Annotated in this window: 12 protein-coding genes; 2 read left to right on the forward strand and 10 right to left on the reverse strand. The window is 69.5% G+C overall.

Features of this window, described 5'->3' with window-relative positions; translation table 11 throughout:
- The first annotated feature begins 6 nt into the window (after positions 1-6).
- Both rpoB and ABTZ54_RS05275 read left to right on the forward strand, forming a co-directional pair.
- Entirely contained in the window at positions 7-3,489 is a 3,483-nt protein-coding gene (gene rpoB, locus ABTZ54_RS05270; protein ID WP_351657422.1) for a DNA-directed RNA polymerase subunit beta, read from the forward strand.
- 107 nt (positions 3,490-3,596) lie between these two features.
- On the forward strand, positions 3,597-7,496 hold the full coding sequence (locus ABTZ54_RS05275; protein WP_351657424.1) for a DNA-directed RNA polymerase subunit beta': 3,900 nt from the start codon (positions 3,597-3,599) through the stop codon (positions 7,494-7,496).
- Between the two features lie 71 nt (positions 7,497-7,567).
- Here the strand turns inward: ABTZ54_RS05275 and ABTZ54_RS05280 are convergent, their stop codons facing one another.
- The 10 genes from ABTZ54_RS05280 to ABTZ54_RS05325 form a co-directional block, all read right to left on the reverse strand.
- Complete coding sequence (locus ABTZ54_RS05280) at positions 7,568-7,831, reverse strand: hypothetical protein (protein WP_046908218.1); 264 nt, start codon at positions 7,829-7,831, stop codon at positions 7,568-7,570.
- The gene (locus ABTZ54_RS05285) at positions 7,818-8,069 is read right to left on the reverse strand and encodes a hypothetical protein (protein ID WP_351657426.1); all 252 of its coding nucleotides are present in this window, start codon (positions 8,067-8,069) and stop codon (positions 7,818-7,820) included. Before ABTZ54_RS05285 ends, ABTZ54_RS05280 begins: the two co-directional genes overlap by 14 nt.
- Positions 8,070-8,143: 74 nt before the next feature.
- Entirely contained in the window at positions 8,144-9,052 is a 909-nt protein-coding gene (locus ABTZ54_RS05290) for a peptidoglycan-binding protein (RefSeq protein WP_351657428.1), read from the reverse strand.
- Between the two features lie 113 nt (positions 9,053-9,165).
- Positions 9,166-9,546 (reverse strand): ATP-binding protein, encoded by a 381-nt coding sequence (locus ABTZ54_RS05295; protein ID WP_351657430.1) that lies wholly within the window; start codon positions 9,544-9,546, stop codon positions 9,166-9,168.
- A gap of 31 nt (positions 9,547-9,577) precedes the next feature.
- A complete protein-coding gene (locus ABTZ54_RS05300) occupies positions 9,578-10,141 on the reverse strand; it encodes a hypothetical protein (protein ID WP_351657432.1) in 564 nt (187 codons plus the stop codon).
- Positions 10,141-11,238: a hypothetical protein gene (locus ABTZ54_RS05305; protein WP_351657434.1), complete on the reverse strand. Its 1,098-nt coding sequence runs from the start codon at positions 11,236-11,238 to the stop codon at positions 10,141-10,143. The genes ABTZ54_RS05300 and ABTZ54_RS05305 overlap by 1 nt, the downstream gene beginning before the upstream one ends.
- Before the next feature lie 11 nt (positions 11,239-11,249).
- Positions 11,250-12,395 (reverse strand): hypothetical protein, encoded by a 1,146-nt coding sequence (locus ABTZ54_RS05310; protein ID WP_351657436.1) that lies wholly within the window; start codon positions 12,393-12,395, stop codon positions 11,250-11,252.
- A 34-nt stretch (positions 12,396-12,429) separates the two neighbouring features.
- Positions 12,430-13,647: a hypothetical protein gene (locus tag ABTZ54_RS05315; protein WP_351657438.1), complete on the reverse strand. Its 1,218-nt coding sequence runs from the start codon at positions 13,645-13,647 to the stop codon at positions 12,430-12,432.
- Between the two features lie 29 nt (positions 13,648-13,676).
- Positions 13,677-14,876, reverse strand: a complete 1,200-nt coding sequence (locus ABTZ54_RS05320; RefSeq protein WP_351657440.1) for a hypothetical protein — start codon at positions 14,874-14,876, stop codon at positions 13,677-13,679.
- 41 nt (positions 14,877-14,917) lie between these two features.
- A complete protein-coding gene (locus tag ABTZ54_RS05325; protein ID WP_351657442.1) occupies positions 14,918-15,841 on the reverse strand; it encodes a phage distal tail protein in 924 nt (307 codons plus the stop codon).
- Between the last annotated feature and the right edge of the window lie 6 nt (positions 15,842-15,847).

The following is a 15,847-nucleotide window of genomic DNA, read 5'->3' on the forward strand; positions in this document are numbered from 1 at the left end:
CCCCTCTTGGCCGCCTCGCGCAACGCCTCGACCAATACGAACAACGGCGCAAGCACCGCCCCGCTGCGCATCTCCTTTGCAAAGATCAAGGAGCCCCTCGAGGTTCCGAACCTCCTCGCGCTCCAGACCGAGAGCTTCGACTGGCTGCTCGGCAACGCCGCGTGGAAGGCTCGCGTCGAGGCCGCCCTTGAGTCGGGACAGGACGTCCCCACGAAGTCCGGTCTGGAGGAGATCTTCGAGGAGATCTCCCCGATCGAGGACTTCTCCGGGTCGATGTCGCTGACCTTCCGCGACCACCGCTTCGAGCCGCCGAAGAACTCGATCGACGAGTGCAAGGACCGTGACTTCACCTACGGTGCCCCGCTCTTCGTGACCGCCGAGTTCACGAACAACGAGACCGGCGAGATCAAGTCCCAGACGGTCTTCATGGGCGACTTCCCGCTCATGACCAACAAGGGCACCTTCGTCATCAACGGCACCGAGCGTGTCGTCGTGTCGCAGCTGGTCCGTTCCCCCGGTGTCTACTTCGACTCCTCCATCGACAAGACGTCCGACAAGGACATCTTCTCGGCCAAGATCATCCCGTCCCGGGGTGCCTGGCTGGAGATGGAGATCGACAAGCGCGACATGGTCGGCGTCCGCATCGACCGCAAGCGCAAGCAGTCCGTCACCGTCCTGCTCAAGGCGCTCGGCTGGACCACCGAGCAGATCCTGCAGGAGTTCGGCGAGTACGAGTCCATGCGCGCCACCCTGGAGAAGGACCACACCCAGGGCCAGGACGACGCGCTGCTCGACATCTACCGCAAGCTGCGTCCGGGCGAGCCGCCGACCCGTGAGGCCGCTCAGACGCTGCTCGAGAACCTCTACTTCAACCCGAAGCGCTACGACCTCGCGAAGGTCGGCCGCTACAAGGTGAACAAGAAGCTCGGCGCCGACGAGCCGCTGAACGCGGGCGTCCTCACCACCGACGACGTCATCGCCACCATCAAGTACCTGGTCAAGCTCCACGCGGGCGAGACCGAGACGGTCGGCGAGTCGGGCCGCGAGATCGTCGTCGAGACCGACGACATCGACCACTTCGGCAACCGTCGTCTGCGCAACGTCGGCGAGCTCATCCAGAACCAGGTCCGCACGGGTCTGGCTCGTATGGAGCGCGTCGTGCGTGAGCGCATGACCACCCAGGACGTCGAGGCGATCACGCCGCAGACCCTGATCAACATCCGGCCGGTCGTCGCCTCCATCAAGGAGTTCTTCGGCACCAGCCAGCTGTCGCAGTTCATGGACCAGAACAACCCGCTGTCGGGTCTGACGCACAAGCGTCGTCTCTCGGCGCTGGGTCCCGGTGGTCTGTCCCGTGAGCGGGCCGGCTTCGAGGTCCGAGACGTGCACCCGTCCCACTACGGACGCATGTGCCCGATCGAGACCCCCGAAGGCCCGAACATCGGTCTGATCGGTTCGCTCGCCTCGTACGGCCGGGTCAACGCGTTCGGCTTCATCGAGACGCCGTACCGCAAGGTCGTCGACGGCCAGGTCACCGACGAGGTCGACTACGTCACGGCCGACGAGGAAGACCGCTACGTCATCGCCCAGGCGAACGCGACCCTGAACGACGAGCTCCAGTTCACGGAGCCCCGCGTCCTGGTCCGCCGCCGTGGTGGCGAGGTCGACTACGTGCCGCCGGCCGACGTCGACTACATGGACGTCTCGCCGCGCCAGATGGTGTCGGTCGCGACCGCCATGATCCCCTTCCTCGAGCACGACGACGCCAACCGTGCCCTCATGGGCGCGAACATGATGCGTCAGGCCGTTCCGCTGATTAAGTCGGAGGCCCCGCTCGTCGGCACCGGCATGGAGTACCGCTGCGCCACCGACGCCGGCGACGTGCTCAAGGCCGAGAAGGACGGTGTCGTCCAGGAGCTGTCGGCCGACTACATCACGGTCGCCAACGACGACGGCACGTACATCACGTACCGCCTGCACAAGTTCTCCCGCTCCAACCAGGGCACCTCTGTGAACCAGAAGGTCGTCGTGGACGAGGGCGACCGCGTCATCGAGGGCCAGGTCCTCGCCGACGGTCCCGCCACCGAAGACGGCGAGATGGCGCTCGGCAAGAACCTGCTCGTGGCGTTCATGCCGTGGGAGGGCCACAACTACGAGGACGCGATCATCCTGTCGCAGCGCCTCGTGCAGGACGACGTCCTCTCCTCGATCCACATCGAGGAGCACGAGGTCGACGCCCGTGACACCAAGCTGGGCCCCGAGGAGATCACCCGGGACATCCCGAACGTCTCCGAGGAGGTCCTCGCGGACCTCGACGAGCGCGGCATCATCCGGATCGGTGCCGAGGTCGTCGCCGGCGACATCCTGGTCGGCAAGGTCACCCCGAAGGGTGAGACCGAGCTGACCCCGGAGGAGCGCCTGCTCCGCGCGATCTTCGGTGAGAAGGCCCGTGAGGTCCGCGACACCTCGCTGAAGGTGCCGCACGGCGAGGTCGGCAAGATCATCGGTGTCCGCGTCTTCGACCGCGAGGAGGGCGACGAGCTTCCTCCGGGCGTGAACCAGCTGGTCCGCGTCTACGTCGCCCAGAAGCGCAAGATCACCGACGGTGACAAGCTGGCCGGCCGTCACGGCAACAAGGGTGTCATCTCCAAGATCCTTCCGATCGAGGACATGCCGTTCCTCGAGGACGGAACGCCGGTCGACATCATCCTCAACCCGCTCGGTGTGCCGTCCCGAATGAACCCGGGACAGGTCCTGGAGATCCACCTCGGCTGGCTCGCCAGCCGCGGCTGGGACGTCTCCGGTCTCGCCGACGAGTGGGCGCAGCGCCTCCAGGCCATCGGTGCCGACCAGGTCGCCCCCGGCACCAACGTCGCCACCCCGGTCTTCGACGGTGCGCGTGAGGACGAGCTCGCGGGTCTGCTCCAGCACACCATCCCGAACCGCGACGGCGAGCGCATGGTGCTCCCGACCGGTAAGGCGCGCCTGTTCGACGGCCGCTCCGGCGAGCCGTTCCCGGACCCGATCTCGGTCGGGTACATGTACATCCTCAAGCTGCACCACCTGGTCGACGACAAGCTGCACGCGCGTTCGACCGGCCCGTACTCGATGATCACCCAGCAGCCGCTGGGTGGTAAGGCCCAGTTCGGTGGCCAGCGCTTCGGTGAGATGGAGGTGTGGGCGCTGGAGGCTTATGGCGCCGCGTACGCCCTCCAGGAGCTGCTGACGATCAAGTCCGACGACGTGACCGGCCGCGTGAAGGTCTACGAGGCCATCGTCAAGGGCGAGAACATCCCTGAGCCCGGCATCCCCGAGTCCTTCAAGGTGCTCATCAAGGAGATGCAGTCCCTGTGCCTCAACGTGGAGGTGCTGTCCTCGGACGGCATGTCCATCGAGATGCGCGACACCGATGAGGACGTCTTCCGCGCAGCGGAGGAGCTCGGTATCGACCTGTCCCGGCGCGAGCCGAGCAGCGTCGAAGAGGTCTGACGGGAGTCCGGTCAGGGGCTCGGCGAAACACCGCTGAGCCCCCGGCCGGCCCCAGGACCCCCGTTTCAGACCCCAAGACTTACAACCCTGAGAGGGATTGACGCATAGTGCTCGACGTCAACTTCTTCGACGAGCTCCGGATCGGTCTGGCCACCGCTGACGACATCCGTCAGTGGAGCCACGGCGAGGTCAAGAAGCCGGAGACCATCAACTACCGCACCCTGAAGCCCGAGAAGGACGGACTCTTCTGCGAGAAGATCTTCGGTCCGACCCGGGACTGGGAGTGCTACTGCGGCAAGTACAAGCGTGTCCGCTTCAAGGGCATCATCTGTGAGCGGTGTGGCGTCGAGGTCACCCGCGCGAAGGTGCGCCGTGAGCGGATGGGCCACATCGAGCTCGCCGCTCCCGTCACCCACATCTGGTACTTCAAGGGCGTTCCGTCGCGTCTTGGCTACCTGCTCGACCTCGCCCCGAAGGACCTTGAGAAGGTCATCTACTTCGCGGCGTACATGATCACGTTCGTCGACGACGAGCGCCGTACGCGTGACCTGCCCTCCCTTGAGGCGCACGTCTCCGTCGAGCGTCAGCAGATCGAGAACCGGCGCGACTCCGACCTGGAGAACCGCGCGAAGAAGCTGGAGAACGACCTCGGCGAGCTTGAGGCCGAGGGCGCCAAGGCCGACGTGCGCCGCAAGGTGCGCGAGGGTGCCGAGCGTGAGATGAAGCAGCTGCGGGACCGTGCGCAGCGCGAGATCGACCGCCTGGACGAGGTCTGGACCCGCTTCAAGAACCTCAAGGTCCAGGACCTGGAGGGCGACGAGCTCCTCTACCGCGAGCTGCGTGACCGCTTCGGCACGTACTTCGACGGCTCGATGGGTGCCGCGGCGCTGCAGAAGCGCCTGGAGTCCTTCGACCTGGAGGAGGAGGCCGAGCGCCTCCGCGAGATCATCCGTACCGGCAAGGGCCAGAAGAAGACCCGCGCGCTCAAGCGCCTCAAGGTCGTCTCCGCGTTCCTGCAGACCAGCAACAAGCCCAACGGCATGGTGCTCGACTGCGTGCCGGTCATCCCGCCGGACCTGCGTCCGATGGTGCAGCTGGACGGTGGCCGCTTCGCGACCTCCGACCTGAACGACCTGTACCGCCGCGTGATCAACCGCAACAACCGTCTGAAGCGTCTGCTCGACCTCGGTGCCCCCGAGATCATCGTGAACAACGAGAAGCGGATGCTCCAGGAGGCGGTCGACGCCCTCTTCGACAACGGCCGTCGTGGTCGCCCGGTCACGGGCCCCGGCAACCGTCCGCTGAAGTCCCTCAGCGACATGCTGAAGGGCAAGCAGGGTCGATTCCGTCAGAACCTGCTCGGTAAGCGTGTGGACTACTCCGCGCGTTCCGTCATCGTCGTCGGCCCGCAGCTCAAGCTGCACCAGTGCGGTCTGCCGAAGGCCATGGCGCTGGAGCTCTTCAAGCCGTTCGTGATGAAGCGCCTGGTGGACCTGAACCACGCGCAGAACATCAAGTCGGCGAAGCGCATGGTCGAGCGCGGCCGCACGGTCGTGTACGACGTCCTCGAAGAGGTCATCGCCGAGCACCCGGTTCTGCTGAACCGTGCGCCCACGCTGCACCGCCTCGGCATCCAGGCCTTCGAGCCGCAGCTGGTCGAGGGCAAGGCCATCCAGATCCACCCGCTCGTCTGCACCGCGTTCAACGCGGACTTCGACGGTGACCAGATGGCCGTGCACCTGCCGCTCTCCGCGGAGGCGCAGGCCGAGGCCCGCATCCTGATGCTGTCCTCGAACAACATCCTCAAGCCCGCCGACGGCCGTCCGGTGACGATGCCGACCCAGGACATGGTCCTCGGTCTGTTCTTCCTCACCACCGACGGTGAGCTCCGTGACACCAAGGGCGAGGGCCGCGCGTTCGGCTCCACGGCCGAGGCGATCATGGCGTTCGACGCCGGCGAGCTGGCGCTCCAGTCGCCGATCGACATCCGCTTCCCGATCGGCACCGTCCCGCCGCGCGGCTGGGTTCCCCCGGTCGCCGAGGAGGGTGAGCCGGAGTGGCAGCAGGGTGACTCGTTCCGCGTCCGGACGACCCTGGGCCGCGCGCTCTTCAACGAGCTGCTGCCCGAGGACTACCCGTTCGTCGACTACTCGGTGGGCAAGAAGCAGCTCTCCGAGATCGTCAACGACCTGGCCGAGCGCTACCCCAAGGTCATCGTGGCGGCGACGCTCGACAACCTGAAGGCGGCGGGCTTCTACTGGGCGACCCGTTCCGGTGTCACCGTGGCCATCTCCGACGTCGTCGTTCCCGAGGCGAAGAAGGAGATCGTCAAGGGCTACGAGGCGCAGGACGAGAAGGTCCAGAAGCAGTACGAGCGCGGTCTGATCACCAAGGAAGAGCGCACGCAGGAGCTCATCGCGATCTGGACCAAGGCGACCAACGAGGTTGCCGAGGCGATGAACGCGAACTTCCCCAAGACGAACCCCATCTTCATGATGGTTGACTCGGGTGCCCGAGGAAACATGATGCAGATGCGACAGATCGCCGGTATGCGTGGTCTGGTGTCGAACGCGAAGAACGAGACGATCCCGCGTCCCATCAAGGCGTCGTTCCGTGAGGGCCTCACCGTCCTCGAGTACTTCATCTCGACGCACGGTGCCCGTAAGGGTCTCGCCGACACCGCCCTGCGTACCGCCGACTCGGGTTACCTGACCCGTCGTCTGGTGGACGTCTCGCAGGACGTGATCATCCGCGAGGAGGACTGTGGCACCGAGCGCGGTCTGAAGCTGAAGATCGCCGAGCGCGGTGCGGACGGCTCGCTGCGCAAGACGGACGACGTCGAGACCTCCGTGTACGCGCGGATGCTCGCCGAGGACGTCGTCGTGGACGGCAAGGTCATCGCGCCGGCCAACGTCGACCTGGGCGATGTGCTCATCGACGCGCTGGTCAACGCGGGCGTCGAGGAGGTCAAGACCCGCTCGGTCCTGACCTGTGAGTCGGCCGTCGGCACCTGTGCCTTCTGCTACGGCCGCTCGCTGGCCACCGGCAAGCTGGTCGACATCGGTGAGGCGGTCGGCATCATCGCCGCCCAGTCCATCGGTGAGCCCGGTACCCAGCTGACGATGCGTACCTTCCACACCGGTGGTGTGGCCGGTGACGACATCACCCAGGGTCTGCCCCGTGTCGTCGAGCTCTTCGAGGCCCGGCAGCCGAAGGGTGTCGCCCCGATCTCGGAGGCGGCCGGCCGCGTCCGTATCGAGGAGACCGACAAGACCAAGAAGATCGTCATCACCCCGGACGACGGCAGCGACGAGACGGCGTTCCCGATCTCGAAGCGCGCCCGTCTGCTCGTGGGCGAGGGCGACCACGTCGAGGTGGGCCAGAAGCTCACCGTGGGTGCCACCAACCCGCACGACGTGCTGCGGATCCTCGGTCAGCGCGCGGTCCAGGTCCACCTGGTCGCCGAGGTCCAGAAGGTCTACAACTCGCAGGGTGTGTCGATCCACGACAAGCACATCGAGATCATCATCCGGCAGATGCTGCGCCGCGTGACGATCATCGAGTCGGGCGACGCGGAGCTGCTGCCCGGCGAGCTGGTCGAGCGTTCGAAGTTCGAGACCGAGAACCGTCGTGTGGTCCAGGAAGGCGGCCACCCGGCCTCCGGCCGTCCGCAGCTGATGGGTATCACCAAGGCCTCGCTGGCGACGGAGTCCTGGCTGTCGGCCGCCTCTTTCCAGGAGACGACCCGAGTCCTGACGGATGCGGCGATCAACGCCAAGTCCGACAGCCTCATCGGCCTCAAGGAGAACGTCATCATCGGTAAGCTCATCCCGGCCGGTACGGGTCTGTCCCGCTACCGCAACATCCGGGTCGAGCCGACCGAGGAGGCCAAGGCCGCGATGTACTCGGCCGTCGGCTACGACGACATCGACTACTCGCCGTTCGGCACCGGCTCCGGCCAGGCCGTTCCGCTGGAGGACTACGACTACGGTCCGTACAACCAGTAAGCGAGTCGCTTGACCGAAGGGCGGTCACCCCGAGAGGGGTGGCCGCCCTTCGGCCTTTCCCGGCGCGGTGGTCAGCGCGCGGTCAGCTCCCAGGCCGTGACGGCGACCGTGGCCACCGCGGCGAGGGCGCCGATGCTGGCCAGCGGCCAGCGGGCGCGCTCCAGGGCGTCGAGCCGCGCCTCGTGGTCGGCGAGCTGCTTGTCGGTCTGGTCGCTGCGCTGGACCAGCAGGGCGAGGGAGCCGTCGACGCGGGCGAACCCGGCCTCCAGCGTGCCGCGCAGCCGTTCCAGTTCGAGGGCGACGGCGACCGGGTCGTTCGGGTCAGACTCGGTCATCGGCCGCCTCCGCCTCGTGCGGCGGGGCCGGGTCGACGCGCAGCCAGGACGGCAGCAGCACCTGGAGGGCCGGGTAGGCCATCACCCGGGTGAGGGCGCCGGCGACGGTGAGGGCCGCGGCGACCCAGGGGAGGGTCGCGGGGATGCCGGAGGCGTCGACCAGGGCCGGCAGCACCACGGCGATGCCGACGGCGGTCTGCAGCACGGTACGGGCCGTGCGCTTGGCGGCTTCGGACATGGGTGGTTCTCCTTGCGTGGGGGTACGGGTGCGGGGGCGGGGTCCACCGGACGTGGGGCGCGCCCGGGCGGGGCCTACTGGACGTACGGCACCTTGAGCGCGTTCCAGGAGGCGCGGCCCGGCCAGCCGTCGGCGTCGGTGCCGGAGAAGCCCAGCTTCCGCTGCCAGGCGGCGTACGACTGGCGGTCGGCCTCGGACCAGCGCGGGCTCGGCCCGGTCTGGTAGCGCCCGCAGCCCTCGGCCATCAGTCGGCGGCCCATCGCGGTGACGACGGGCGAGCTGGGGGTGGTCCGGAAGAAGGCGGTGCCGGGGAACGGCTGGTAGCGCGGGGCGGCCGGCTTGGGCGGGGTGGGCTTGGCGGCGGGGGCGGAGCCGAGCCGCTTCTGGACCCGCTCGCGCATCACGGGCATGCCGAAGCCGCGGGGGTCGTTCTTCCAGTCGGACCACTCGGAGTGGCCGATCACGGACCGCGCGCCCCAGCCGTGGGCCCGGCACAGGGCGGCCGACACCCGCTCGATGGCTTCGAGCTGGGCGGCCGGCCACGGGTCGGTGCCGTTGCCGAGGTTGACGCACTCGAAGCCGTAGAAGCGGGAGTTGCCGTCGACGGCGCCGGGGCTGCCCTGGTGGGCGCGCGGGGCCGGCGGGCGGTCCCCGTAGGCCTCGGTGATCACGGCCTGGAGCACGGACGGGTCGCCGCCGCCCGCGTGGTTGGCGCGCCCGTTGGCGACCAGGTGGACCGAGCCGTCCTTGGCGATGACTCCGTGGCAGATCGGTCCGGGCAAGCCGGCGTAACCGTCGTAGCAGAGCGCGACGGTGTTCTCGGTGCCGGCGGAGACGGTGTGGTGGACCATCACGCCGACCACGGGGCCCCAGGCGCCGTGGCCGTCGCGGTTGTGGGTGCGCCAGCCGTCGTGCTCGACGACGGTGACGCCTTCGGCGCGGAGCGCGGCGACCAGCCGGTCCGCGGAGAGGGGAGTGGCCATCTGTGTCCTCCGGGCGGGGATCCCGGAGGGGACCCCCGGGCATGCGAAAACCCCGGCCGGACCGGCACGGGGCGTGGGACGTACGGGGGCGGGCGGGGCGGTCCGCCGGGTCGTTACGGGGCGGGGGCCGGGGCCGGCGGCGCCCAGCCGGCGCAGAGCGCGGCGTAGGCGGTGCGGCGGTTCTCGAAGTCGGTGAGGGCGGCGGCCACGGCCCGCTGGGCGGCGGTCGGGTCGGGGACGACGGGCAGGCCGTCCTGGGCGTTGACCACGACGAGGGCGTTGCCGCGCAGGACGGCGTCGCCGGTGCCGTTCTCGGTGAAGGTGGCCGATACGTACACCGGCGGGTACTGGCCGGTCACCGGGTCCCGGTCGAGGTTGCCGCCGAAGGTGTTGTCGTAGACGCGGATGTCGAGGCTGTGGCCGTTCTCGGTCACGGTGGCGCGGCCGGCGTAGTCGATGGCCACGCCCCACGGCTGGGTGGGGTCGATGTTCATGGGGTGCTCCTCGGGCTCCTGGGCGGGCCGGTCAGGTCTGGGTGCCGTAGATGAGGACGGGCTGGGCGTAGACGGTGCCGCCGCTGGCCAGGGCCTGGATCTCGACCTTCATGGTCTGGCTGAAGCGGGTCCTGATGTCGCCGGGCAGCAGCCCGGTGTAGTCGTAGGTGGTGCCCGCCGTGACGGTGGGCCCGAACTGGACGTCGTCGACCATGACCCGCACCTGGCCGGTGGCGCCCGCGGACGCGGCGGTGCTCAGGGAGACGCGCATCTTCGGCTGCCAGATCGGGTTGAAGGACCGGGCGATGGTGGTGAAGGAGCCGCTGGTCGTCTGGGGCCAGCGGGCCGTGCTGGTGTCCTTCGGCGGCAGCAGGGCGAGCCAGGGCCGGGCGAGGCCGCCGGTCGCGATGTCGTCGGAGAAGATCTCGTGGGTGTAGCCGTCGTAGATCCGGATCACCGGCCGGGCGGGCACGGTCGCCGGGTCGGGGCGGATCTCGTTGAGCGGCGGCCGGGTGTTGACGGCGGTGGACAGTGCCTTCAGCCGGCGCTCCATCTGGTTGAGCCGGTCGATGATGTCCTCGGGCAGCTGGGGCATCAGGCCTCCTCAAGGTAGAGCTCGGCGGTGTCGGGGCGGCCCCGCTCCGGGGGCGTGATCTTGACGCCGATGATCCGGTAGCGGGCGTCGAGGCCGTTGGAGAACCACTCGTCGGTGATCCGGATGCGGGCCACCCGCCCGAGCAGCGCGGGCGGCACGATCCCGCCGAGGTGGATGCTGACCGCGGGGATCAGCACGGCGCCGCGGACCTCGGCGAGTTCGGCGGCGGCCACCTGGTTGAGGGTGAGCTGGTCGGCGATCTCGTTGTGGTCCGAGGAGAGGTCGATCCGCGGCCAGCCGTCGATGAGCAGTCCGGTGTCGACCTGCTCGCTGGAGAACAGCGGCCGGGACTCGGCGCCGGCGTTGGAGTTCACCGAGGCGCCGCGGGCCATCGAGGTGGTGCCGCCGCGGGTCGCGTCGTACGGGAAGGAGTACGACAGGATGACGCCGGGCCGGTCGAAGAGCAGGTCGGTGGCGCCGGTGCGGATCTTGGGCGAGCCGAGCCGGAGCTGCCGGACGCGCTTGCCGTCCTCCGGGTCCCGGTAGACCAGGATCTGGTACTCGAAGCCGTTCTGGAGACCGGCGAGCTGGTCGAGGGCCTCCAGGTAGACCGTCTCGTCGCCCAGGCGGTAGTTGACCGTCCGCTTGGTGTCGGAGGCCTCCTCGCCCATGGTGAGCGTGAAGCAGCCGGGGGCCTTGGTGAGCTCGCCGAACAGCTTGCGGGCGATCTCCAGCTGGTCGGTGTCGGTGTACGCGATGTCGGTACGGATGCGGCGCCGGGCCGCGTACGAGTCGAAGGTGGCGGCCTGGAGCGACAGGGTGAGCACCCCGCGTCCGCTGGACTGGAGGGTGGTGGTCCAGATGATGCCGCCCCACCACAGGTCGCCGCCGCGCTCCAGGTAGATCGCGGTGCGGCCCTCGCGGACCTTCTTGACCCGGTCGGCGATCTCCTGGTTGGGGATGGGGATGGTGCCGGACAGGGAGCCGGCCTTGCCGATGAAGTCGTCGAAGGAGACGTCGCGCAGCGGCAGGATGTCGATGGTCTGATCGGTGATCAGGTCGCAGAAGATGGCCCGGTAGGGCGTGTCGAGTGCCATCGCGGGCCTCCTTACAGGACGTAGGTGGCGGAGATGCGGATGTTGCGGTTGGCCGCCAGCTGGCCGTTGGGGGACCAGGTGCGCAGGTCGATCTGGCCGTTGGCGCCGATGTTGGCGCCGCCCGAGCCGAAGCCGTCGCAGGCCACGGCCTCGAAGCTGGCGCCGCCGGGCCGCCAGCCGGCCGGCAGGACGCACAGCGGCTCGTCGCTGATCTGGCCGGTGTTGTCGGCGGTGATCGTGGAGCCGGTGCGGGTGACGGTGACCGTCATGGTGCACAGCCCGGCCTTGGTGCGGCGGCCGTAGAAGGACACCACCGACCAGTTGGGCAGGCCGGTCGCGCCGGAGTTGGCGGTCTCGATCTCGACGGGCGGCTGGTAGATCACCCAGGAGGTGCCGTTCCAGCGCTGGAGCTGGCCGCCGCTGTAGTCGCGGTACTGGCCGCTGTAGCTGCCGGTGGTGACGGTGCCGCTGGGGGCGATGCCGCCGATCTCCTTGGGGTAGGCGACCCAGGCGGTGCCGTCCCAGCGCTGGAGGAAGTGGGCGTTGTCGTTGTCCTGGTACTGGCCCGGGTAGGAGCCGGGCACGCCGCCGTTGTTGTAGACGGGCAGGATGCCGCCGGCCGAGACGATCGTCTGGCGCAGGTCGGTGGCGGCGCCGCCGGCCCAGTCGATGCCGCCGGTGCCGGCGGAGGCACCCTTCTTGACCAGGACCGAGAAGAGGACCAGCGAGCGCGCGGGGGCGGTCGGGAGCACCGGCACGGCCGCCGGCTGGCCCTTGATGATCTCGACGCCGGCCGTGTACTTGCCGAGGGCGTCGACGTCGTTGTCGTACAGGCGCACCACGACCAGGTCGAGCCGCGGGTTGAGCGGGTCGCCGTCGCCGAAGGTGATGACGATGTCCTCGTCGAGGGCGACCGGGTAGGCGCCGTCCGTGTTGCCCCCCTGGATGACGGCCCTGCCGTGGTAGACGGTGGCCGTCATCGGGCCGCTGGAGCCCATCCACAGGCCGCCGACGCGGTACTTGCCGTCGTACGTGCCGGGCAGGATGCCGGACCGTACGCCGAGCGGGTTGACGGGGGTGGTGGCGCCGATGTCGGTGATACGGGTGTTCTGACGGGTCTGACCGGTGGGCATCAGCCAGCCGGAGCGTACGGGCATGGAACTCTCCTCGGGAGGGGGCGGGACGGCCGGCTCAGTACTGCGGGGTGACCTGGATGTACGTGTTGTCGAACCAGGCCCGGACGTTGGTGTTGGAGGTCCGGTAGTACGCGGTGAGCGTGTAGACCTGGCCCGGCGTCAGGCCGGACAGACGCTGGATGGTCCCGACCGAGGAGGCGTCGGTCGGGTCGGCGGACTTGGAGGCCATCGCGGACAGCTCGTCCTCGACCTCGCGGATCACGGTGGCGCCCTGGGTGATCCGCACGCACATGTACGCGGAGCTGGCGATGCCCGTGGTGCCGGTGGCCAGGCTCAGCTCCATCCGGGAGCCGAAGTTGAGGATCACCTGCTTGGACTCGGGCGCGACGAAGCTCACCACCAGCGGGTTCTCGGCCCGCTCGACGAGGGTGTTCACGTACGTCGTCGAGACGGTGTAGCCCGCGTCCAGCGAGTCGTTGAAGTACGGGCCGGGGTAGGCCGGCGCCCAGGCCGAACCGGTCCAGCGCTGGAGCGGGCCGTCGGCGACCGCGCGGTACTGGCCGTTGTAGGTGCCGGCGCTGGAGGAGGGCACGGAGCTCGGCACGATGCCGCCGATGGCCTGTGGGTACGCCACCCACTTGCCGCCGTCCCAGCGCTGGAGCTGGTCGTTCTGGGTGTCCTGGTACTGGCCCGGGTAGGCGCCCGGCAGCACCGCGCCCTCGACCGGGAGGATGCCGCCGGCCGCGACGACCGGGGTGCGCAGGTCCTTCAGGGCGCTGTTCCACGGGATGCCGCCGTTGCCCGCGCTGGCGCCGGCCGGGACGGTCACCTCGTACAGCGGGAGGCTGCGGGGCGGGGTGACCGGGGCCTTCGGGGTCTGCTCGGCGACGCCCTGGATGACCTCGATCTTGGCCTCGTTGCGGGTGGAGCCGTCGTAGAGGTTGTCGTAGATCCGCAGCACGACCAGGTCGATGCGGCCGTACTGGGCGTTGCCCACGGCGAAGGTGACCTGCTCGGCGGCGGGCAGGGTGACCGGGTAGGCGCCCTGGGAGATGTCGCCCTGGATGACGCCCCGGCCCTCGGAGACGGTCGCGGCCATGGCGGACGCGTTGGTCATCCAGAAGCCGGACATGCGCCACTGGCCGCTGTAGGAGCCCGGCAGGACGCCGGAGCGCACCTGCACGGGGTTGACCATCGTGGTCGGGGTCTGGGTGAGGCGGGTGTCCTCGCGGGTCTGGCCGGTTTCGAGGGTCCAGCTGCTGCGCAGGTTCATGCGGTTCTCCTATCGGGAAGCGGTGGGGGTCAGGACTTCAGCCACTCGGCGGTGAGGGTGCAGGCGTAGCCGGAGCCGCCCAGCGTCTTGATCGCCGCGGTGTGGCTGTGGAAGCCGACGAGCTGGAGCGTGTCGCCGGCGACGAGCCGCACGATGCCGGTGCCGCCGACGGAGATGGCGCCGTTGCCGGCCGGGACCAGCCAGGTCGTACGGGACTGCCCGACGCCGCTGACCGAGATCCGGGCGCCGCGCATGCCGGTCTGGCCGTCGTTGGCCCAGGTGGCCTGGCCGGAGACCCGCCACCAGCCGGTGCGCGGCACGACGTAGGTGTTGCCGGTCTTCCAGCCGGCGGCGTCGTCGATCTCGACGGTCGGCAGGGTGAGCACGGTCCAGACGTTGGGCTGGACGGTCTGCTGCTCGCCGGAGAGCCACTGGGTGACGCCGAGCAGGATCTTCGCGCTGCCCTCGGCGTACTGCCAGTTCGTGCCGTCCCAGCGCTGGAGGGTCCCGGCGTTGTCCCGGTACTGCCCGGTGTAGCTGCCGGTCGACACGAGGGTGCCGGGCGCGATGCCGCCGTTGGCCCGGGGGTACGAGACCCAGGTCGTGCCGTCCCAGCGCTGGAGCATGCCGCTGGTGTCGCGGTACTGGCCGACGTACGCGCCCTTGAAACCGCTGGTGGGCATGATGCCGCCGAGCGCGACCACGGGCCAGTGCTGGGTGGTGACGGCGCCGGTGGTCCAGGCGATGCCGCCGGTGCCGGCCGAGGTCCCCTTGGGCACCTTGACCGTGTAGAGCTGCTGGGTGCTGCCGGGGCCGCTCGGCGGGGCGACCGGCTGGGCGGCGGGCGTGCCCTTGACCAGGCGGACGACGGCGTCGGTGACGCCGGTCTTGTCGTAGGCGTCGTCGATGACGGCCAGCTCGATTAGGTCGATCCGGTCGTACTGCGGGTCGCCGTCGGGGACGGTGATCGTCTCGGGCGAGACTGCGGCGACCAGGTAGGCGCCCTGCCGGGTGTCGTCGCCCTGGATGATCGCCCGGCCGGTGCCGATGGCGCACTGCATGGCGGCGGTCGAGGTCAGGACGAAGCCGCCCGGCACGATGCCCTGGCGGGAGCGGAGCGGGGTCTCCTCGGCACTCTGGCCGTTGGGGGTGAGCAGGGCGGCGAGAGCGATACGGGTGTCCTCGCGGGTCTGGCCCGTGGGCTGGAGCCAGGCGGCCCGTACGGTCATGGTTCACCTCTTTCTGCGGGGGTGTCCTAAAAGAGACGGGGTCACCACTCGGCGCTGCGCCAGCGGACCGTCATCAGGGACTCGGGGGTCGACGCGTCGGGGCGGAAGGCCAGTTCGGTGCGGCCGGGTTCGAGGAGGAAGAGCTCCTCGGGGCTGGAGTCGGCCATCGCGGTGTGCCGGCGGGACGCGGTGTTGTTGAGCATGACCGTGCCGTTGGCGGTGTCGACGACGAGCTCGTCACCGGCGGCCAGGTCGATCGCGTACCGCAGCCGCCGCTTGCTGACCCGCTCGGTGACGGTCGGCATGGAGCACGGGCCCCGGAAGACGATCACCGGGTGGGTGGCGGCGGAGCCGGTGTTGTCGGCGACGGCGTCGCCGGTCGACTTGGCCTGGCCCCAGTTGAGCGGCCACACCAGCGGCCAGGTGATGCCGGTCTCCGGCTGCGGCGGGGTGGTGGAGGCGGACTGCTCGTTGACGGCGTAGCGGCGGGGGTCGGTCGCGAGCCACTGGATCGACATCTTGGAGCTGCCCTGGGTGGCGAAGCCCTGGTCGGCGGGGACCACGCGCTGGGCGATCCGGGCGCGTACGGCGAGGAGTTCGCCGTGCAGCCGGACGGTGAGCCAGCGCTCCTCGTCGAGCAGGGCGAGCGCCTGGCGCAGGGCGCGGATGGCGTCGCCGGCCTGGTTCCACTCCGGGATCAGCACGATCGTGCCGCTGACCTTGCGCGGCTTGGCGTACCGCGAGCCGGGCCAGGCGCCGTGCGAGGTGGGCCGGTCGGCGTCGGAGGAGTCGTACTCGGGCAGGTCCTCCCAGCCCTGGAGCCCGGACCGGTCGACGGCGAACGGCGTACCGGGCCCGATGAGCAGCCCGGCCCACTGGAGCTGCCCGTCCTGGGTGATCAGCGAGCCGGGCGCGAGGTCGGCGGTGTAGTTGCTTCCGGCGTAGGGGGCGGTGGTCTCGGCCATGGGGCC

The sequence above is a fragment of the Streptomyces sp. NPDC094032 genome (assembly GCF_040303965.1).
Taxonomy (GTDB): Bacteria; Actinomycetota; Actinomycetes; order Streptomycetales; family Streptomycetaceae; genus Streptomyces.